Annotated in this window: 23 protein-coding genes; 14 read left to right on the forward strand and 9 right to left on the reverse strand. The window is 41.4% G+C overall.

Annotated elements, in window-relative coordinates; all coding sequences use genetic code 11:
- Positions 1–71: 71 nt before the first annotated feature.
- On the reverse strand, positions 72–662 hold the full coding sequence (gene recU / locus D469_RS0105100) for a Holliday junction resolvase RecU (protein WP_420834850.1): 591 nt from the start codon (positions 660–662) through the stop codon (positions 72–74).
- 168 nt (positions 663–830) lie between these two features.
- On the opposite strand from recU, the gene D469_RS0105105 reads away from it, so the two are divergent.
- The 4 genes from D469_RS0105105 (at position 831) to D469_RS0105120 (ending at position 3218) form a co-directional block, all read left to right on the forward strand.
- On the forward strand, positions 831–1088 hold the full coding sequence (locus D469_RS0105105; RefSeq protein ID WP_018922296.1) for a DUF370 domain-containing protein: 258 nt from the start codon (positions 831–833) through the stop codon (positions 1086–1088).
- Between the two features lie 340 nt (positions 1089–1428).
- Positions 1429–1920 (forward strand): MerR family transcriptional regulator, encoded by a 492-nt coding sequence (locus tag D469_RS19675; RefSeq protein WP_018922297.1) that lies wholly within the window; start codon positions 1429–1431, stop codon positions 1918–1920.
- Between the two features lie 44 nt (positions 1921–1964).
- A complete protein-coding gene (locus D469_RS19680; RefSeq protein ID WP_018922298.1) occupies positions 1965–2348 on the forward strand; it encodes a YppE family protein in 384 nt (127 codons plus the stop codon).
- 27 nt (positions 2349–2375) lie between these two features.
- On the forward strand, positions 2376–3218 hold the full coding sequence (locus D469_RS0105120) for a sulfurtransferase (protein ID WP_018922299.1): 843 nt from the start codon (positions 2376–2378) through the stop codon (positions 3216–3218).
- A gap of 72 nt (positions 3219–3290) precedes the next feature.
- On the opposite strand, the gene D469_RS0105125 is transcribed toward D469_RS0105120, so the two are convergent.
- The 3 genes from D469_RS0105125 to D469_RS0105135 form a co-directional block, all read right to left on the reverse strand.
- Entirely contained in the window at positions 3291–4862 is a 1572-nt protein-coding gene (locus tag D469_RS0105125) for an ABC1 kinase family protein (RefSeq protein WP_018922300.1), read from the reverse strand.
- Between the two features lie 117 nt (positions 4863–4979).
- Complete coding sequence (locus D469_RS19685; protein ID WP_018922301.1) at positions 4980–5312, reverse strand: phasin family protein; 333 nt, start codon at positions 5310–5312, stop codon at positions 4980–4982.
- 215 nt (positions 5313–5527) lie between these two features.
- Complete coding sequence (locus D469_RS0105135; RefSeq protein ID WP_018922302.1) at positions 5528–5710, reverse strand: hypothetical protein; 183 nt, start codon at positions 5708–5710, stop codon at positions 5528–5530.
- 258 nt (positions 5711–5968) lie between these two features.
- Here D469_RS0105135 and ilvA point away from each other — a divergent pair, with 258 nt between their 5' ends.
- From ilvA to D469_RS0105165, 6 genes are all read left to right on the forward strand, one after another.
- Positions 5969–7216 (forward strand): threonine ammonia-lyase IlvA, encoded by a 1248-nt coding sequence (ilvA, locus tag D469_RS0105140; RefSeq protein WP_018922303.1) that lies wholly within the window; start codon positions 5969–5971, stop codon positions 7214–7216.
- A gap of 386 nt (positions 7217–7602) precedes the next feature.
- The gene (locus D469_RS19690) at positions 7603–8358 is read left to right on the forward strand and encodes a DUF3891 family protein (RefSeq protein ID WP_018922304.1); all 756 of its coding nucleotides are present in this window, start codon (positions 7603–7605) and stop codon (positions 8356–8358) included.
- A gap of 21 nt (positions 8359–8379) precedes the next feature.
- Complete coding sequence (locus D469_RS0105150; RefSeq protein WP_018922305.1) at positions 8380–8904, forward strand: type 1 glutamine amidotransferase domain-containing protein; 525 nt, start codon at positions 8380–8382, stop codon at positions 8902–8904.
- A gap of 137 nt (positions 8905–9041) precedes the next feature.
- A complete protein-coding gene (locus D469_RS19695) occupies positions 9042–9233 on the forward strand; it encodes a hypothetical protein (protein ID WP_018922306.1) in 192 nt (63 codons plus the stop codon).
- A 274-nt stretch (positions 9234–9507) separates the two neighbouring features.
- Positions 9508–9816: a thioredoxin family protein gene (locus D469_RS0105160; protein WP_018922307.1), complete on the forward strand. Its 309-nt coding sequence runs from the start codon at positions 9508–9510 to the stop codon at positions 9814–9816.
- 129 nt (positions 9817–9945) lie between these two features.
- The gene (locus D469_RS0105165; protein WP_018922308.1) at positions 9946–10371 is read left to right on the forward strand and encodes a TlpA family protein disulfide reductase; all 426 of its coding nucleotides are present in this window, start codon (positions 9946–9948) and stop codon (positions 10369–10371) included.
- Positions 10372–10482: 111 nt separating this feature from the next.
- On the opposite strand, the gene D469_RS19700 is transcribed toward D469_RS0105165, so the two are convergent.
- Complete coding sequence (locus tag D469_RS19700) at positions 10483–11208, reverse strand: metallophosphoesterase family protein (protein ID WP_018922309.1); 726 nt, start codon at positions 11206–11208, stop codon at positions 10483–10485.
- 207 nt (positions 11209–11415) lie between these two features.
- On the opposite strand from D469_RS19700, the gene D469_RS0105175 reads away from it, so the two are divergent.
- From D469_RS0105175 to D469_RS19705, 4 genes are read left to right on the forward strand one after another with little or no spacing between them, the layout of a single operon-like run.
- Positions 11416–12552, forward strand: coding sequence for a conserved virulence factor C family protein (locus D469_RS0105175; RefSeq protein WP_018922310.1), 1137 nt, complete (start codon positions 11416–11418; stop codon positions 12550–12552).
- A 12-nt stretch (positions 12553–12564) separates the two neighbouring features.
- Positions 12565–12783, forward strand: a complete 219-nt coding sequence (locus D469_RS0105180; RefSeq protein WP_018922311.1) for a hypothetical protein — start codon at positions 12565–12567, stop codon at positions 12781–12783.
- A 26-nt stretch (positions 12784–12809) separates the two neighbouring features.
- Entirely contained in the window at positions 12810–13289 is a 480-nt protein-coding gene (locus tag D469_RS0105185; protein ID WP_018922312.1) for a PH domain-containing protein, read from the forward strand.
- Complete coding sequence (locus tag D469_RS19705; RefSeq protein WP_169577110.1) at positions 13282–14787, forward strand: PH domain-containing protein; 1506 nt, start codon at positions 13282–13284, stop codon at positions 14785–14787. The genes D469_RS0105185 and D469_RS19705 overlap by 8 nt, the downstream gene beginning before the upstream one ends.
- A 353-nt stretch (positions 14788–15140) precedes the next feature.
- Here D469_RS19705 and D469_RS0105195 read toward each other — a convergent pair whose 3' ends face one another.
- From D469_RS0105195 to D469_RS0105215, 4 genes are all read right to left on the reverse strand, one after another.
- Entirely contained in the window at positions 15141–16163 is a 1023-nt protein-coding gene (locus D469_RS0105195) for a DUF2777 family protein (RefSeq protein WP_018922314.1), read from the reverse strand.
- A gap of 203 nt (positions 16164–16366) precedes the next feature.
- Entirely contained in the window at positions 16367–17317 is a 951-nt protein-coding gene (locus D469_RS0105200; protein WP_018922315.1) for an MBL fold metallo-hydrolase, read from the reverse strand.
- A 395-nt stretch (positions 17318–17712) separates the two neighbouring features.
- Positions 17713–18642, reverse strand: coding sequence for a hypothetical protein (locus D469_RS0105210; protein WP_156816910.1), 930 nt, complete (start codon positions 18640–18642; stop codon positions 17713–17715).
- A gap of 35 nt (positions 18643–18677) precedes the next feature.
- Positions 18678–19739: a toxic anion resistance protein gene (locus D469_RS0105215; protein WP_018922318.1), complete on the reverse strand. Its 1062-nt coding sequence runs from the start codon at positions 19737–19739 to the stop codon at positions 18678–18680.
- Positions 19740–19776 lie beyond the last annotated feature (37 nt).

Here is a 19776-nt window from a genome sequence, read left to right on the forward strand (position 1 = left end):
CGATAAAGTTATGAAAAAGCTTAAAATCTTCTGAGAAGAGGAGAGGAATGAAGTAATTATGAATAATGCCTTTAAAAATATAACGTATCTATTGCTTCGAGAACTTTTAAGGGCGGAGCATAACTTCGTTCAATGAAAACACCTTCATTTCTAACGAGATCAATAGATAAAGATTTCCGTTGAGATTGATCTTCATATTTTGGTATGAAAATGGAAGCAGGTACTAAATAAATTTCTTGAGAGGAATCAAACCCAATAATTAAACAGCCAATTCCACCATGAGCCTCTACGGATTTTAAATGCTCCACCTGATGAGGGTGAATATTTTTAAAAGGAAACGAGGTTTTTGAATGAGTTTCTTTAGCTTCAAAATCAATTGACCTGCCTCTGTATATACCATGATAATCTGTAGTTGAGGGCTGTCGGAAATATGCTTCTGTAATTTTTGCCCGGCTTCTGCTAGGATAATTGACGTTTACGACCTGGATGGGAACAGGTTTTTTGTGAATTAGAGCCCTTCCCGCTTCACGATAATACTTTATGGTTGTATTAATGTCTTCTTCGAGTGTCATGCCCCGCTGTTTATTTGAAGTATGGCGAGAGCGAGCTGTAGTTAAAGTTTGTTTGTTATACGCTTTGCCATTCGGGTATTTCAAGGTCAGCCCTCCAGTGGATAGTTTCATCTCCAACCATCACTATATCCTAGCATATCAGTAATTAGAACAGAAGACCCTATAGACCTATCTGTAGGACCTAAGAGGGACTATCATAGACAACACCGGTATTATCCATGTTATCATGAACGTATAAAGGCGAAAGCGAGGGATAGGATGAATGAAAAACCGATAAATCTTGGTTTTGGGAATATGATGCCTCCGGGGCGCATTGTCTCAATTGTTAGTTCTGATTCAGCTCCGACCAAACGGCTCATTCAAGAGGCAAGAGATCGAAAAATGCTTATTGATGTAACGAATGGCCGCAAAACAAGAAGCATCATATTAGCTGATAGTGATCATGTGATTTTATCAGCAATTCAACCTGAAACAGTTGCGCAACGATTACACTCTACGGAGGATGATGAAACATAGAATAACAGTTGCAAGCTTTTCCGACAATTAAACGGAAAAGCTTTTTAAACTTTACGATTTTTTTACATATTATCGTGGTGAAAGTGAGTTGGAGAGCGTTTTAAAGTCCAGCTGGTGGTGGGCTGTCCCAAAAGTGAATCGTCAGGAAAAACAGCTGAAATAAGTTCGCTTTTATTACAATCATACGTGCCACATCGCCTTCCTCTTTACTACGCCGTTGTCGAATGACATTTTATTACTTCTTATTTAAACGAATAAGCACTTCTTTTGACAGACGTGCAGGAGATATTCGTTAGTTCTAAAATATGGAAAGGAGGAACAAAACAAAGGAGAGGATTTAATGCAACAGCAACTTAAAACACGTGATGTGGCTAAAGAGTTTGGCGTAACAACGAAGACGGTACTCGGCTGGGTGAAAAAACACGAGCTGCAGCTTAACACGAATGAACAAGGCCATTATTTGTTTACCTCCGAAGATGTGAATCAACTATCAGCTTGTCTTGGAGGAGCTGCAGATGATAAGGACAAATCCACTTCGCCTGCTCGTGAACTGCCGCCCTATATGAACGGAAGAGCTAACGTTGTTGATTCTAAGGAATTGCTAAAAAAATTAGAACACGTGTTGTTGCGCCTGGATCATGTGGAACGCTTAGTAGAAACAAAAGCAGATGAAGTTGTTAGTTTTCAATTGCTCCGCCATCGGCATGATATCGATGATTTAAAGCGCAGTGTAAATGCGTTAGAACATGCTGCTGCTGAGGATCACCACGGTACTCCTGTTCCGGCTCCTTTTTCTGATAAGTCTGTCAAAAAACGAATTCTTTCAAGATAAGCCCCTGTTCATGTTACGATGTCTGCATAGAGGGGGTTACTAACATGGCAATTGCTTATCAAGATCTATATACTCATACACTGAGCTTACAAAATAAAACAAAAGAAGCATTAGACATTTTTCAACGAACGAGAGACTTGGAAGAACCACCTGATTTTTATGAGCATATTAAACCGTTCGCTGATGACATGCTGGCACTTTCCGACCGTTGGCAGGAAGAAGCAGAGCAATGGATTGACAAAGAAAAACCTGTTTATATGCATAAACAGCTAATATGGGATACTCATGAAAATCTGCAGATCCTCTCGATGCAGGCCTTTCACCCTAAGACTAAGGAAAAACGTTTTCGTGAAATGATACAAGCAGTTGACTATGTATTAAACGGGGTTAGACAAGCGTTTGACGAGGGTATAGAGAATAAGCAATGAATGGTTAAGTCGGGAAGGACGGTCATAATGAAATATGTATTATCAGCTGAGAAGCTCGAACAGTGGTTGGGCAAAGAGAATGTACGAATAGTTGATTGCCGTTTTAACCTGCAAGACCCTGAAGAAGGAAAAAAGGCATACGAACTGGAAACACTCCCGGGAGCGGTTTATTTTGATCTTGAAGAAGATATGTCAGGTGACATGATTTATGAACATGGAGGAAGGCATCCTCTTCCAGAGATCGACACGTTCACGCACAAATTGGAAAAGGCCGGGATATATGAAACAGATACAGTAGTGGCCTTTGATGATCAAGGGGGAGCGATGGCGTCCAGATTTTGGTGGATGATGCGTTATTTGGGGCATGAGAACATCTTTGTGCTTTCAGTTCCTTTTTCAGAGTGGAAAAAAGAAGGAAGGCCAGTCACTCAACGAAAAGAAAGCTTTCCTTCCTCAAGGTATGAAATTTCTTTGAATCCACCATTGTTAGCCCATTTAGAAGAGGTCAAACAAAAATTGGATTCTAGCTCCACTGTCCTAGTAGATGCGCGTGAAAAGGAGCGTTATCTTGGAGAAAGAGAGTTGATTGACCCGAGAGCGGGACGGATCCCATCTGCAGTACATTTTTTTTGGAAAGAACATTTGCAGGAAGATGGACGCTTTAAAAGTGAAGCGGAGCTAGCTTCACTGTACCGCTCCTGTTCAGAGGAAAAGGAGTATATTGTTTATTGTGGCTCCGGCGTGACTGCTTGTGTAAACATTTTGGCTATGGAAGAAGCTGGATTGAGCAATGTACGTTTATATGCAGGCAGCTGGAGTGATTGGTGTTCTTACGATTCACTTCCTATTGAACAAGGGACACCAGATTAAGTGAATAAGCATACAACAGAGGCTGCTCAAGTGAGCAGCCTCTGTTTGCACGTCTAGAAACTATTATCTTATTCAAAAGCGCCCATTTTTGAAAATGGCAAAAAAGAGACCTAAAAACATAAAGAAAGCGATAATGAAACTAATTTCAATGACTGGCAATTGTACTAAAATAGATGATGAATCACCAAACGTAGAACCGATGATTAAACCTACCATGATAATGCTGAATGAAAGCAGCGTGATACTAAATGAGATACGATTGCTGATACGGTCTAGTTTATTTAAAAACAAGCCCATTTTAGGGATCATCATCTCAACCCCTACATGGCTTTCATTCAAGCGCTTTAACGCTCCTTGTAACTCTTTTGGGATGGAACGGAACGTTTCTTCTTGTTCCTTTACTTCATCTTTAAAGTCAGAAAACCACGCTCGCGGTCGGTAGCGTTCAATGGCAAGCTGGCGCCCAAATGGTTCGGCTGCCTGGGCAATACTTAAATGGGGGTCTAAATGTTCACATACGCCTTCAAGGGTAATGATTGCCTTAGCCAGCATTGTGTACTCTTGGTAGATGAAAATTTGATATCTATGAGCGGTGGAAAAAATATCATTTATGGCTTCGCCTAAGCGCACCCGTTCAAACGGTTGATCATAATATTTATCCAATAAATATTCAACATCGTCCTCAAACCGCTCCATATCTATGTTTTTCGGAATGTAAGCCATCTCAAATATTGCTTTGGTAACCAATAAAGGATCTCGTTTCGTCAAGGCAATGACATAATCAACGAACTGATTTCTCATCTTTCGGTTCAAACGCCCGACTTGACCGCAATCAATATAAGCTACCTGATTCTTTCCCAAAATATAAAGATTGCCGGGGTGGGGGTCGCTATGAAAAAAGCCGTTAAATAACACTTGATGTAAAAAAGAATCGGCAAGAGTGCGAGCTAATTTGGATTGGTCGACTTCTGCTGTAACTTCCTCATTTAAGAATGCACTCATTTTTTTTCCTTCGATTAATTCCATGGTCAGTACTCGCCGGCTAGACAACTCTTCATAAACGTTAGGAATATGAACAGCAGGAAAAACTTCCATATTCTTTTTCATTTTGCCGGTATTGTATCGTTCTTGAGTATAGTTGGATTCCTCCCGGATAGCTGAAGCAAACTCTTCAACAATTCCTTCAAGACGGTAGTATTTTGCCCAGCTGAAACGCTGGGTTAACAGACGGGCAAGGTCTTGAATAATATCTAAGTCTTTTTCAATCACTTCTTTTATATTAGGGCGTGCTACTTTTACGGCTACAGGCGTCCCGTCTTTTAGCTTGGCCTTATGTACTTGACCGATTGAAGCTGCAGCCATAGGTTCAATGGAAAACTCAGCAAAAAGTTCATCCACCGGCCCGTCAAGGTCTTCTTCAACCTGTTTTTTTGCGTCTTCATAAGGAAACGGAGCTACATCGTCTTGTAATTTTTCAATTTCACGAATGATGGAAGGTGGAAACACATCTTGACGTGTGCTGACCATTTGTCCCAATTTTATAAAGGTGGGCCCTAATTCTTCCATTACTTTACGGAGACGAACGCCTATTGATCTTGAATCGAATTCACCAGGGTTCGTCGCCAACCGCTTTGGTAAAGACATAATGTGAAAAAGCCCGACCTCCTGGATAATATATCCGAATCCATATCGGGCGAGAGTGGTTACTATTTTTCTATATCTATTCGCGTGCCGGAACCCTTTCGAAAGCATGAACGACAACTACCTTTCATCACCCTCATTCGGCGGCTGTTCGGACCGATTTTGCAGTAATTCCTCGAGCTGGGCAAGTTTTAATTCGAGGCGGGCCACATCTTCCTTTGTCGCCATTCCTAAGTCAGATAAGGCTTCTTGAATTTTCATTTTGCTCTCATGAGAGAGTTCTTCTTCCTTTTGCGCACCCTTATCAACAAGCTGATCAACCCACTCTTCTGCTTCTGTAGGAGTGATTTTTCCTTTATACACTAAGTCATCCACGTAAGTTTGGACTTTATCTCGAGTTGAAAGAGCAGCACCTAAGCCAAACAAAAACCCTTTTTTAACAAAATCGTTCATGTTAAGTCCCTCCTAAGAACAATAGTAAATTCATCATCTGCAATCAGTACATCTCATTATATACCCTTCTATTTAAGCTCTTAAACGCCTTATGGTTACTAACTTTTTGAATCGCAAGAAAGTTATGCTCAGACCTTAGACGTGAACGTGAGCAAGTAAGACAATGGAGAATGTATAGATATGAAGAGGAGCTGCCCCAACTGGGGACAGCTCCGTTATCCATTGTCTCGAACCATGGCATAAATCATCCAAGCAATCGTTAAAAAGGATAAGCCAGTGAGCGCGGTGATCATTAATGCTCCAGGGTCTCCATTGTCATTGTCAGCAAGGACAGGAGAAGCAGGGAGAAGAGTGATCAAAGAGCTCATAAATGCAATCATAAGCCATTTTGCTTTCATGTGTTAAGACTCCTTCCGTTATGTAATGGGTCGATTTACTAAGAGCCTATATTAGTATATATCATCCCTACGAGTCTCATTATAGAATGAGGCAGGTTTTTTTTCAATTCTGAATCCCGCAGTATGAAAAACGGGCAACGTTAGCCCTTTTACTGATATGAAAACGTGTTATAATAAACGAGATTGTTTCGACATGGAAAATCGATCAAGTCGTTACCTTGATTACATATTCGGTACAGATGAAAGGATACGTCAATAATGAGTAAGATTCATATTGAAGATATTATAATCGCAAACCAAACATTAAAAGATGTTGTAACACATACACCGCTGCAAAAAAATCAAGTACTTTCCGAACGCTATGGCGCTAATATCTATTTAAAGCGGGAAGACTTACAAGTAGTTCGTTCTTTTAAAATTCGCGGTGCTTATCACCATATGCACAGTTTGCCAAAAGAACAGCTTGAAAAAGGAGTAGTGTGCGCAAGTGCAGGAAATCATGCGCAAGGTGTCGCTTATTCCTGTAAAGCACTGCAAGTCCACGGCAAAATATTTATGCCTACGACAACTCCCCGTCAAAAAGTCGACCAAGTAAAACTGTTTGGCAAAGACTACATCGAAGTTATTATCACAGGAGATACGTTTGATGATTCTTATAATGAAGCCATTGCTGCCTCTCAAGAAAACGATCTTGCCTTTATCCATCCATTTAATAATGAAAAAGTTATTGCCGGCCAAGGAACCGTCGGGATGGAAGTGATGAATGATATTGAAGACAAGATTGATTACTTATTTTGCGGCATCGGAGGAGGCGGCCTCGTTTCAGGAGTAGGAACTTACGTGAAATCGATCAGTCCTAAAACCAAACTTGTAGGGGCTGAACCAGCAGGAGCAGCCGGCATGAAAACTTCTTTAGAACATGAGGAAGTAACTGAACTCGACCAAATCGAAAAATTTGTCGATGGGGCAGCTGTGAAGCGGGTTGGAGATTTAACATTTGATATTTGCCAACATGTAATCGATGAAATCATACCAGTCCCAGAAGGAAAGATTTGCACGACGATTTTGGAACTTTATAACCAAAATGCGATCGTGGCTGAGCCTGCTGGCGCATTATCCATCTCAGCTCTTGATTTTTATAAGGAAGAAATCAAAGGCAAGACAGTAGTTTGTGTGGTAAGCGGAGGCAATAATGATATTGGCAGGATGGAAGAAATGATGGAGCGTTCTATGATTTATGAAGGTCTTCAGCATTATTTCATTATCACCTTCCCTCAGCGTGCTGGTGCTTTACGAGAGTTTTTAGATGAAGTGCTCGGTTCAGATGATGATATTACCCGTTTTGAATACGCAAAGAAAAACAATAAATCTGTCGGCCCAGCGCTTGTAGGGATTGAAACAAAATCCAACGAAGATTATCATCAACTCATTGCGAACTTGGAGCAAAAAGGCTTTTTCTATGATGAAATCACTCGCGATGAAAGCATGTTCAACTTCCTTATTTAATATTGCGTAAAAGATCCTCGACCAGCCTAGCTGATTGAGGATCTTTTTGTTAAGCACCTGCTCCTTTTATTAGTATTAGTTTTTCGGCTATTTTTAAATCTAAAGTAGGAAGGGCGATGAATCCCACTTTCAAAATGCGGAGGAGGGCAGAGACTACTGCGAAGCAACCTCGAATAGGGGCAGTTGAAAACCTCGCAACGAGCGTTTTTGTCTCATGAGGATGGGCGAGGCTTGCCCGCAGAAAGGGAGCCCAGGGAAGGAATATCAACACACTTAAATAAAAGGGATTTTAAGTAAGCTATCGAAGAATAAGATTAAACACCAAACAACTAAGGGTGGAGAAGAAAAGAAACCAATAACATAAGACAGATAAGCGAGGTGGTTATATGATTGTAAATCAGTGGCTGCGAACATATGAGTGCATCGACCAACATGTACATGGTAAGCATGCCGGCCAATTAAGTGAAGCATGGAAGGACCCTGCTTTCCGCGAAGACCCTAACTATCAGTCCGTGTTATTTGCCATAAAAAATCACGACATCGGATGGAAGAAATTAGATCGAAGTCCATTGTGGAGCAAAGAGAATAATTGCCCCCATGATTTTACAACCTATCCGATGGACAAAAAAATTAAAGCGTATCGTGAAGGTATTAGTCAAATTGAAAAAAAAGATACATATGCCGGCCTGTTAATGAGCTTGCATTACGCTAGTTTTTTTAAAAAACCAGAGACGAAGGAACAAACTGAATTTGTACACGGTGAACAGGAAAGGCAAAGAAAATTAAGAGCACTGACAGACACTAAGAAGGAAGAAGATCATTTAAAGCTGCTACAGTTTTGTGATGATCTTTCCTTGTTTATTTGTATGAATAGGCCTGGCGTTCCAAAGGATGAAGAAGTAGCTTGGTTTCGCTCTGGGTTTCGCCAAACCTTTTCTTTGTTGGGCCATAAAACCATTCATGCTTCCTGGAGCGGCCGGCATACGGTCCGTGTACACCCGTTCCCCTTTGAGAAACCCATTTATACTGTTATTCCTGTATTTCATATTGCCATCCCGAATAAAAATGAATTGTTTCGTGATGTATGGAAGGAGGGTATAATAGGTAATCGGACAGTCCTTATTTGCGCCAATGAGTCATAATGAATAAAGGAGGACCTTATCATGCGATTAGATGGAAAAAGGGTTTTAGCATTAGTTGATGATGAATTCGAAGATTTAGAACTATGGTACCCTGTTCTGAGATTACAGGAAGAAGGGGCTGCGGTAGACCTTGCAGGTAAAGAAGAAAAGAAGGTCTATATGGGTAAATATGGTGTGCACGCTACGGCTGACATATCTTTTGCTTCAATGAAACCAGCTGATTATGATGCTATCTTGGTTCCAGGTGGATGGGCACCAGATAAATTAAGGCGCTATGAAGAGGTTATTGCTGCTGTCAAACATATGAACAATGAGAAAAAAATTATTGGCCAAATCTGTCATGCAGGCTGGGTATTAATTTCAGCGGATATATTAGATGGTGTCACCGTAACAAGCACCCCAGGTATAAAAGATGATATGAAAAATGCTGGAGCAACGTGGCATGATGAAGAAGTCGTGACAGACGGTCATATTATTTCCAGTCGCAGGCCGCCTGACCTTCCGGCATATGGTGCCGCTTTAGTGGAGGCAATTGAAAAAAACTAAGATCTCTGCAGTACTGTCAGCTCTCTGGAAAGGGGAGGGCGGTATTGAAAGTTAAAGTCTGTGCTCGCAGACGGTAAGGTTTTGTTCAGTTAGCAGGCGGGAATGTTCCTCTAAGAAGATGGAGGAGGGATAAAGAAATGGATGAAAATTTTAAATATGAACTTGAACAATTCGCTTATAGGGCTGCAGAATTAAAAAATGCCTGGAACCGACTCCCTGAATTAGAAAAAGAACATTTGAAAAAAGAGTATCCATTTGATAAAGACCTGCCTACTCTTGTTAGAGAAATTGCTGAGTGGAGAGAACGAGTTGACCACATGAAACAATAATCGGTTTCTTACCACCCTTTTTTCGAGGGTGGTCTTTTACTATGGTTTCGAAAGGTGAACCGTCCCTCGGCTAAACCGAAGCTTGTAGAATCTGAACTACTTTTACGCAGGGTTTTTTTCGAGGCATTGATTGAGTATCTTCTTTAAATGGTTAACTAAATAGGGCGTGCACGTTAACAAACTTTTTAACTTAGCTAAGTGATAAGGTATATTCATTTAAGAAGTGGTGGGAGTTTGTAAAAGGAAGGGGTAATTACAAGGTGGTGGAGAGGACATGCATGAAGTGACGCAAACTCAAGTAGAAGCAGATATTGAGCAGGGTGAGAAATACGTAGTCTATTTCTTTTCGCCATTTTGTGGCACGTGCCACAAAGCAGAAAAAATACTTGAGACCCTTGAAGAACTAGATCTTAATGAAACGATAGTTAAAGCGAATATACAACTCATGCCGTGGATTGCTCCGGTTAAAAGTGTACCGGCTCTTGTGGTGTTCAAGCATCAAAAAATTCAGGAGATACGCTATCAAATGGGGCCAATTACTGAATTGAAAGAATGGTTTGATGAAGTAGTTGCTCCCCTCTAGATTGAAGATAATCATACCAGGAGGCAAACGAACCTTAGTTATATTACGGGTGAAGTTTTCCTTTATCGGGTAGAATGAGTGATGTTTCATTTTAATCGAATTTAAAGGAAAGAAAGGATAGGAACTTACATGTTACCAGAGATTGAGCTGAAAGAGCCGATTACTAACGCAACCCAGTCACTAGAGAAATATGGAGGAAGACCGTTAATGCTGACATTTTGGACATCTTGGTGCCCGGATGCCAGACAAGATTGGGAAAATAAAAAGAAAGTGGTTTCTCGTTTGGAAGCAGCCGGTTTAAATGTCGTCATGATAAATGTGACAGGCAGAGAACCAGATCAGGAAAAATTAGAAGCTTTTATTAATGAGGAGAAGGAATCTTTTAAAATCTTGCTTGATGATGGCACCACTCTTTATGATTACTATCGCTGCAAGGGCGTACCAACTACGATTCTCTTTAATCCAGAAGGAGAAGTGGTTCATCAATATGATGATACAGCCTCCTTTGTAGAGATTATGGAAGGATTAACAGAATTAATTGACCCTGACGCCTGAATGGTGGAGCTGATGCTCATTTCGTTATTACACGCAACGAACACCAATAAAAGGAGTAGCCAGCCGATTGATTGCAGGCCTAGAGGCTGGTACTCCTTTTAAATGTCAAACTTATTTAATAGCTCCGTCTCGGATGATTGTTTTCATTTGTTCGCTATTTGGATAATTATTGGCGTCATATTGGTTAATTACTTCATCCAAATTATAAGAAACCCGGCGAATCGTTGCTTCAATTTTTCCTGTGGAAGTATCAATGATGGCATAGGAAGGGCGAGGGTCATGGTCGAATGGCAAACCTACACTCCCAGTATTTACAATTGTTTTCCCATTCACTTCTCGTACAAACGGAGTGTGGACATGACCATATACATACACGTCAGCGTCGCGTTCTAACGTTAATTTATTACGTAGTTCGTCAGCTGAGGCATCTTTTTTAACAGGTTCAAACAAACTGTCAGGGGTGGCGTGAAATGTATGCATTTTCAATCCATTTCCTATCTCATCGTAAAATTCAGCAGGCAGCTGGGCAAGGTAGTCCATATCGGCTTCTGTCAGCCGTTCAGCTGTCCATTCTCTTTCTTGATTCATTATAGCAAGTGCTTTTTCAGGAACTTCCTCTTTTTGCAAGCCGCGAACAGTCCAAAGATCTGCATTTCCCTGCAATACTTTAGCAGGCAATGCTCGTACCGTTTCTAGCGCATTTTTAGGTTCAGGGCCACGAAAACAAATATCACCTATTACATAGAGCTGTTGAACATCTTGCTGCTCCATGTCATTAAGTATTGCCTTAAGTGCACGTGCATTTCCATGAATGTCAGATATTATTGCTGTTTTCAAAACAATTCCTCCTCTCAAGCCTTTGCACGGTAAGTAAAAACTGTGGATTGGATAAGGAACAACCCTGACAGTCTAGTTTGATTATACATGATCTTCTTAGAGAAGACGATAGAAAGCTAACGCTCTGGTCCGTGTGCGTGTAAGATTAGAAGGGACTATGTTACAATCCATACAGTGAGATATGATAGTGGAAGGAGTGCTAAACCTATGAAGATTGTATCTATTGAACCGACTCCGAGTCCGAATACAATGAAACTAAATCTTGATCAATCCTTGCCGAGCGGAACGAGCAATAACTACCGACCTGATAACAAAGAAGAAGCTCCCGAAGCTATCCAGAAGTTGTTTACTATTGAAGGAATCAAGGGAGTTTATCATGTGGCGGACTTTATTGCGCTTGAAAGGCACCCAAAAGCAGATTGGCAGGAAGTACTTAAAAACGTGCGAGCTGTATTTGGTGAAGGCAATGCCTCTTATGCCGCAATGTCAGAAGCTAAAGATGCATTTGGAGAAATTCAAGTTCAAGTCCAAGTTTTTAAGGGAATACCAATGCAAGTAAAAGTAACCGATGGGGAAGAAGAAAAGAGAGCGGGCTTGCCAGACCGGTTCCAGCACGCTGCTTTTCAAGCACAGCAAGAGGGTGACAATCTGGTGATGGAGCGTAAGTGGGAAGATAGAGATGCCCGCTACGGTTCAGACTTAGAGGAGGTTGGGGCAGAAGTAGCGGAAGAAATCGTAGCGGCATACAGTGAAGAACGCTTAAATGCACTGGTTAAGCTTGCCCATGGTTCTGAAGACAGTGCTGCAAAAGCAGCTAATCGTTATATGACTGTAACAGAAGAGATGCTGGATGAACCGGATTGGAAGACACGCTACGCCTACCTCGATAGGATGAACCCAACAGAAGCAGACTTGCCTGTTCTCGATAAGGCCTTAGATGATGAAAAACCGGCCATCCGCCGCTTAGCAACTGCGTATCTTGGCATGATCGAGACATCAGCTGTCTTACCTTATTTGAAAAAGGCGTTGCAGGACACATCGGTTACTGTGCGCCGTACGGCTGGAGACTGTATGTCTGACATCGGCGACCCAGAAGCGATGGGGTGGATGATTGATACATTAAAAGATAAGAATAAACTTGTACGCTGGCGTGGTGCAATGTTTTTATATGAGCTCGGAGATGAGCGTGCTCTGCCTGCGTTGAGAGAAGCACAGCATGACACTGAATTTGAAGTAGCAATGCAAGCTAAAATGGCGCTTGAACGAATTGAAACAGGGGAAGAAGCCAAAGGTTCTATCTGGAAGCAGATGACAGAGACTATTGAAAAGAAAAAAGACCAATAAAGGAGAAATATTATGGAAACAGCAGCTCTTAAAGACGAACTAGAGAAGCGCGGAATGGAAGAAGTACTTGAACTGATGGAAGAGGCTGAAAAGGAAGAGTTGGCCGAACTTGAACTTGTAGAGTCCCTTGGCTTGCTCCGGGATGAAACATTAAATGAAGCGGTGCTCACTTATTTAAAATCATTAGGCGTAGAGATTATATACGTTGATGACGAAACAGTCGATGAGTAATTAACAGAGAGACATGGAGGAAAAGGATGCGTAGTGAACCTTCTGAAAAAATTTCAAAAAAAGCGTTACCTGTATGGCGGCTCAAAGGAGCGATAGAAAGTTTGTTTTTTGCTATCGTTCCTATCGGCTATTATTTTCTTTATGAAGGCGTCGGCTGGCCGGAATGGTTATTATGGGTGTTGATCGTAGGCTGGGTATTCTTATCTTTCGTACAAACATTTATCATACCTTCTGTTCGCTGGAGAAGGTGGAGGTATGAAGTATTAGCTGAAGAAATTGATATTCAGTACGGAGTGTTTATTGTACGGAGGGTTTTAATCCCAATGGCACGGGTGCAGCACGTAGATACAGAACAGGGACCGATTTACCGCCGTTACCGGCTGGCGGCTGTTTCGATTTCTACAGCCGCAACGATTCATCAAATCCCTGCTTTAACTGACGAAGTAGCTGACGATTTAAGAGATCAAATCGCAGGCTACGCCCAAACGGCTGATGCCGATGAATAATGAAAAACGCATGCACCCGGCTGCTATTCTAATTCTCTTTTTTACCCGCTTACGAGAATTTATTGTTCCGCTCATTTTGATTTTTGTTGTAGGAGGTACCGGTGGAGGATTTTCCTTTCGCTGGTTATTGCCTGCTTTTATTGTTTTTTTCTTAATAACTAGTATTTTTAATTGGCTGTTTTACAAATATACATTTAATGAAACCGAACTTCATATCAAGCATGGCGTTTTTGTAAAGAAAAATAGATATATCCGTCGAAAACGTGTACAAAGCTTTGATGTGACCGCGGGTATATTACAGCGGCTGTTTGGTTTAGTTAAGGTGAAAATTGAAACAGCAGGCGGCGGGGGAGAACCAGAAGTTGAAATGGTCGCGCTTGAAAAAGTAGAAGCGCAGAACATTAAACAACAACTCTTATCTGAACCAGGTACTGATGAAGAGGGTGTAAATAGTACAAATGAAGAGAGGGAAATAACAGCTGATGAACAAGTAACCGGGAGATCAGCCCCGGTAGGCCCAGAAGTACGTTGGCACCTGCCCAAATCGCATTTATTGTTGATGGCTGTTACTTCTGGGGGTGTCGGGCTCGTTTTTTCGGCACTAGCAGCTCTCTTTTCTCAATTCGATCAATTCATTCCGACCCATGTGTATGAAAATACGATCGGTTTTTTCCTCGCTTCAAGTATTTTGTTTATACTGTTATTAATTGTGGTGATTGCGTTCTTAGCTTGGTTAATTGCGATTGGGCTTACCTTAATTAAATATGGCCGGTTTAAAGTAGAAAAAAAAGGTGACGATCTCATTGTTTCCAGAGGGTTGCTAGAACGGAGACAGTTAACGTTGAAAACATATCGCATCACTGCGGTCCGCGTCGTCATCAGCCCGCTCCGTCAACCGTTTCGCTTTGCTTCGGTATATGTAGAAAGTGCAGGAGGAGGTTCCCAAGAAGAACAAGGGTCGACACTGTTACTTCCAATGGTTCCTTTTCGCAGCCTGGAAAAGACTGTTCAGCATTTTGTAACTGATTTTCCAATTGAACGTCCATTGACCTCATTGCCTCGGCGTGCACTTCTTCGTTATTTACTACGGTCAGCTGGGCCTGTTTTCGCGGTGGCGCTTGGAGCGTCTCTGTTTGTACCGTATGGCGCTTGGAGTTTCATTCTTGTGCCAGTCGCTCTGGCACTTGGCTGGTGGCGGTATAATAGTGGGGGATGGACACTTGATGAAAGCGAGTCATATGTCCTTTTACAAAGTCGTTTGTTTCAGCTCGCCCGAGTAAGTGTGCCGCGCCATAAAATTCAAGACGCAACGTACGCACGAACGGTAACGCAAAAATACCGGGACCTTGCTCACTTTTCTGTAGCTGTATTATCCACTGCCGCAGGAAAAACATTTCAAGTGAAAGACTTAAGTGAAGATGATGCCCGTTCGATTCATAGCTGGTATTCTTATCGACCCACTTCGTTCAACCAGAAAAGGGAGGATGAAGAGGAATAACATGCAGCTGAATGTTTGCGTTGGTAGTATGTGAAACCCTGCCCGCGTGGAGCCTTCTGTTGGGGGAACCAAAAGCAACAAAGACGGCGAAAGCAGCCAATAGAAAAAAGAGGCACGCCTAGCTTTTAGTAAAGCAGGCTGCCTCTTTTTTTATTAGTGGTGGTGGAAACGAGGTTGCGGGCTCATGTGGGAAATACGGGTCATGGGAGCCCACAAAACCCTCGCCGAGCATCGAAGAGACTCATGCCGCGTTCGCGGCAAACGGCGAACAGCCAGAAGCCATAAGCAAAATCAAACTATTTAAATGGAACATAGTTCAGTAGGACAGAAAAAACCGTGTATATGAACGGGTGTTACTCTTTGTATTTATCTTTTGTAAAGGAATTGGTGTAAGTGACGATATGGCGTATGTTTTGGTCAGTCGTGCATTCGAAGCGGTCATATACGGTATCGTCATCATCCTCAAGGAGTTCTCTTTCATATAAGTGCTGAATAAATAAAGTAGATTCATGATTTTGAAAGATTAACAGATTTACACCAGAAAACGTAGTTTCATTCTCTGATTGTAATAGTTGATGCAACAAGGTATTGTGACAATGACTCAGGTCTTTGCGGGTAAATCCAAATCGTTGAACACATTGGTCCAATGTTTTTTTCGACGGGGCTTCTAATTCATTCAGCAAAATTTGAAACGGATCAAACTGTTGGCGGTGAATACGCACAGTTGCACCTTGCGTGGCCTGCACCCGTTCATTCTTTTCTGTTATAAACGTAAATCCATCTTCATGGTAGGCAGAGACCCAGGTATCGTGGTGCTGGATTTCCAATTCAAACGGACAGCCTATTAAGTCTAAAAATTCTCCAGTGGTGGTATCTTTTAGCACTGGACTACGCCGTTTTAACTGAAGTTCGTAAAGAGCGTGCGTGTCATTATCCGGGTCTTTTTCAGCTTCGGTTGTTTCTGTATGTGGATGAATAGAAGAGGTACTCTGAGCAATTGATTTGCTGTTAAAAGCCATTTTATGCTCATTCAGTTTTTGTTCATATTGGTGCAACTGCTCTAGATTAAGCTGGATTTCTTTCATCCGCTCTTCAATAGCAACAAGAACGGTGGCCGAATAGGATGAGGGTGCTTCATCTTCATAGGCATGGATACGGCTTCCTGTTGCTTCTACAATATCACCTTGTTGATAAATTAATGCGCCGCCTTGGTCGAGAAAGGGATAGGAATATACCCCTTGGATTGAAATCAATCCACTCCATGCTTTCCTGGGTGGTGCGTGTACTTCGGTTAAAGTACCAATATACGTTCCTTGTTCTTTTTCATCGACAATTACTAATTTACCTTCATACTGTTTGGCTTCTTTTCGGTCCATCGAAACCCTCACTTTTTCCACGTTTAATCAAATTTTATGCTCTAGGAGCAGCAGATAAGAGTTCAAATAACTCCATCAAATAATTAAATTATTAATGTCACAAACCATCGTGCCTAATTCAAACGACAAAGTCCTTTTATATTATACTTAAAAGGTAAGAGAACGATCAAGTTTTAAAAGGAAAGTCCTGCTTAGCGTTAGATTTAATCCTTACTGTTTCGTTTAAAATAATCAAACAGGCCCATCGCTGAAATGTCTGCATCCAATTGAATCATTGAACGAACTGGGTGTTCTTCCGGGATCTTTACTAAAGCTTGGTCTTTTTCAACATAATTAAATAATTGTTGAGCAAGCTCCGTTTGATTGCCATGTTCTTGGTATACCTGAGTTCCAATCGTTATAAAGTCTTCCAAGCGCTGGCTTACTTCTTCATAGATTTGAGTCGTGTTATCTGAAGGGCCAAAGTGGCCAAAAAAGATGGTTTTCGGTTTCAAGCTAAAAATCCTTTTTAAAGAATGGTGCATCGCCTCTGGATTGAACTGGTTCGGTGAAGTCGAAGGCAGATAAAGCTCGGCGTTGTAATATTCTAAATCAGGATAGCGGATTCCAGCTGTATCTCCAGTGAAAACACCATGGGTCTGACTATCATATATGCTAAAGTGATGATTGGCGTGACCGGGGCTATCGATAAAAGTTAACGTGCGCTTTGAACTGATGTTTAGTCGGCTAGAATCGCTCATTTCTTTTAAACGGTGCTCTGGAATCGGAAGAACAGGGTCAAACAATTCTTCAAACCATTCTCCATAAACAGCACGAGTCCCTGCGACCAGACGTTTGGGATCGGCTAAGTGCCGCAAACCTCTAGGATGAACAAATACAGTAGCATTAGGACATTCGTTAACCAGGTGGCCGGCTCCCCCAGCATGATCAAGGTGCACATGGGTGACAATAATGTGTGCAATTTGTTCTTTTGCGATGTTAAGCTCAGCCAATCCAGCTAAGATTTGTGGAACAGCTAAGCCAGGTCCTGTTTCTATAATAGTGACTTTATCTCCTATTAAGATATAACTACCGGTTCGGTTTGGAATATTCAGATCGAATCCATCAATTAAATATACATCTTCTGCAACGCAGATCGGTTTATGTCCACTCAAAAGGCTTCCCCCTTTATTTCCAGCATCTTCATATTCAGTGTATTGAAAAGAGTAAGCATCGTAAAGAATTTTATACCAAGGCTTTGTAAAATGTTGCTGTTGATTTTCATTAAACAACGCTCACTTGCCTCGGTTATCGCTGCATTCCTTGTGAAAACCACCCTGCAGGCTCTTCAGCTAATGCTATTCCCGAAGGCTTGCGCTTTGATCTACAAGCAACATACGTCTAAACTATCAACATTCGCACCAAACAGAGCCTACCTCAAAATAAATAACGAGGTAGTAGTTAATGTCTACTAGAGGGTAGTTACTGCTAATTTAAAAAGGTTCAACAACATACTGGTCTTTTAGAGGCATATGTATGTATGAACATACGAAAAGACAGAAAGGTGACGTCACTCTCTGTCTTTTAAATGGCGGTCATATCGTACATTATTAAGGCGCAGAAGCTGTTCCCAATGGTTTTCTTTTTCCGCATTAATGCTAGCCTGGAATTGCTGGATGTTTAATTCCATCTTAATCAACGCTTCGTAAAAAGCTTCCATTTCACTTTCTTGCTTTTCGGCAGGAAGGGTTTCGTATGCTTCAATAAGTGTAGGAAGGTCCTTTGTGATCAGCCTGCGAATGTGGTGTCTCTCTTCAATATCCAATTGCTCTGCTTTGGAGCTTAATGGTTCGAGCTGATCGATTAATATCGATAATCGATGGGTGAGCACATGATTAAATTTACCTTCCTGACGCCGGATATCCCTCTTTAATGAAGCAAGAGCTCCTTGGAGTTGATCTACTTCCTTTGAACCGGTGGAGTTTTCAAGCTGGTCCCTTGTCTGCTGAGAAGCGGAAGGGACATTGCGCAGTTGGCCTAAAAGAGCGTCATCCAATTGATCTAGTTGATTAAAAATACGTTGAAAATGAGGAGACTTATGAAGGCTTCGCACATAGGTTTTCCCATTTTTCATGTAATGCACAGACGCTTCCTTTAAGCGCTTAGCGCGACTTTTTGGCTGTTCATATTTTCGCAAGCATTCAATTACTATTCTTTTCTTAATAGCGGCATCCGACTGGGCCGTCTCATAGCTCAACAATTTAAAACGTTTTTGATTGATTTTCAGTCGCATTTTAAAACTTTGATCATTTTTTTTAAAAGTTTGTGCCGGCTTTTTGGCTTGCGTACTAATCGCATGATGAATGATTTTTTCGAGGGCAGCTTCTGTTTCTTTTACGATAGCTAAACCATTAGGGTCTGAAAAAATTTGATCGTCTACTGGCTTTAAATGATCAGGAAGTAAAAACTTAAGCCACTGTTGTTCAAACCAATCTTTCATAAGGAACTCACCTACTTCCAAACAGACCGGCCTCTTTAATCAAGCAGCTTGGTCCGCATTTCTTCATTAAGTTGGTCTAATTCTTTTATGAACTTCTTGCCTGATTCTACAATGCGTTCATTTGAGGCTTCTGTCATTTCAATTGCTGCATTGACGTCTTCATAAGCTTTACGAAATGATTCAATAGCAACTGCTGGTTCTTCTAGTGTTTTTAATGTATCTTCCGTATTGGCACGCAATGTTTCTGCATTCGAAAGAAGCATATTTTCAGTTGCTTCATTAACATTTTGGACGGCATTAATGACATCTCGTTGATTGCCTAAAGCCATTTGAATTGAAGCAGTAACCGTAATAATATTTTTGGTCATGGTAATCGCATTAAATATTGCTTCTTCTAGTTTCTCGTTATTTTCTTTAATCATGTCTACTGAAGCAAGAGACTGTTGGAGAACCATAACCGCTTGGGACATATTTTTCACTCTTGAGACTACTTTTTGCTGTCCTTTTTGGAGTGGGGCCGGGTTTTCTCGCCATTCCTCTGACAGCATTTCAGCTTCTAGCATCTCATTTAACTGTTTGCCTGTCTCAATTTGTTTATCGAGTTCAGTTATGCGCGCTTTGGCTGTGTCTTTTAATTGGTCGAGCATCACATTATCCTCTTGTAATTTATCTCTGCCAGTTAAAAGGGCTTCGATAATATTCTCTACTTGCGCTTCGACTGTTTGATATTTTCTTGCATATTGTTCCATCGGGCTTCTACGCAACAGTTTGTTTAGTACTTTTTGAAGTTTTCCTTCCTGGAGATGATCTGGTTCAAGTTCAGCTACTACTTGTTTTAATTCGTGCAGCCTCTCTGGCAGTTCATTTCCTTTTTGATTCATCATTTCATTAACTGGTCGTTTCAGGGCGTCAAGAGATTCACCAGCATTAGCTTGCTCAGCTTCTCCAAGTCCACCAAGTTCTTTTAATAAGTCATCAGTATCATCAGAGGAGCGGAATCTATCAAAATATTCTTTTGCGTCACTTTCAGCTGCCTGCTCTTCGTTTTGCGGAAGGTCTGTATTTACATCTTTTATTTCTTCGTTTTGATTGCTCATCACAATCCTCCTTTTCGGATCGCGTTATTTCCTTCGG

Origin of the sequence: Salsuginibacillus kocurii DSM 18087 (genome assembly GCF_000377705.1) — a bacterium.
GTDB lineage: Bacteria > Bacillota > Bacilli > Bacillales > Marinococcaceae > Salsuginibacillus > Salsuginibacillus kocurii.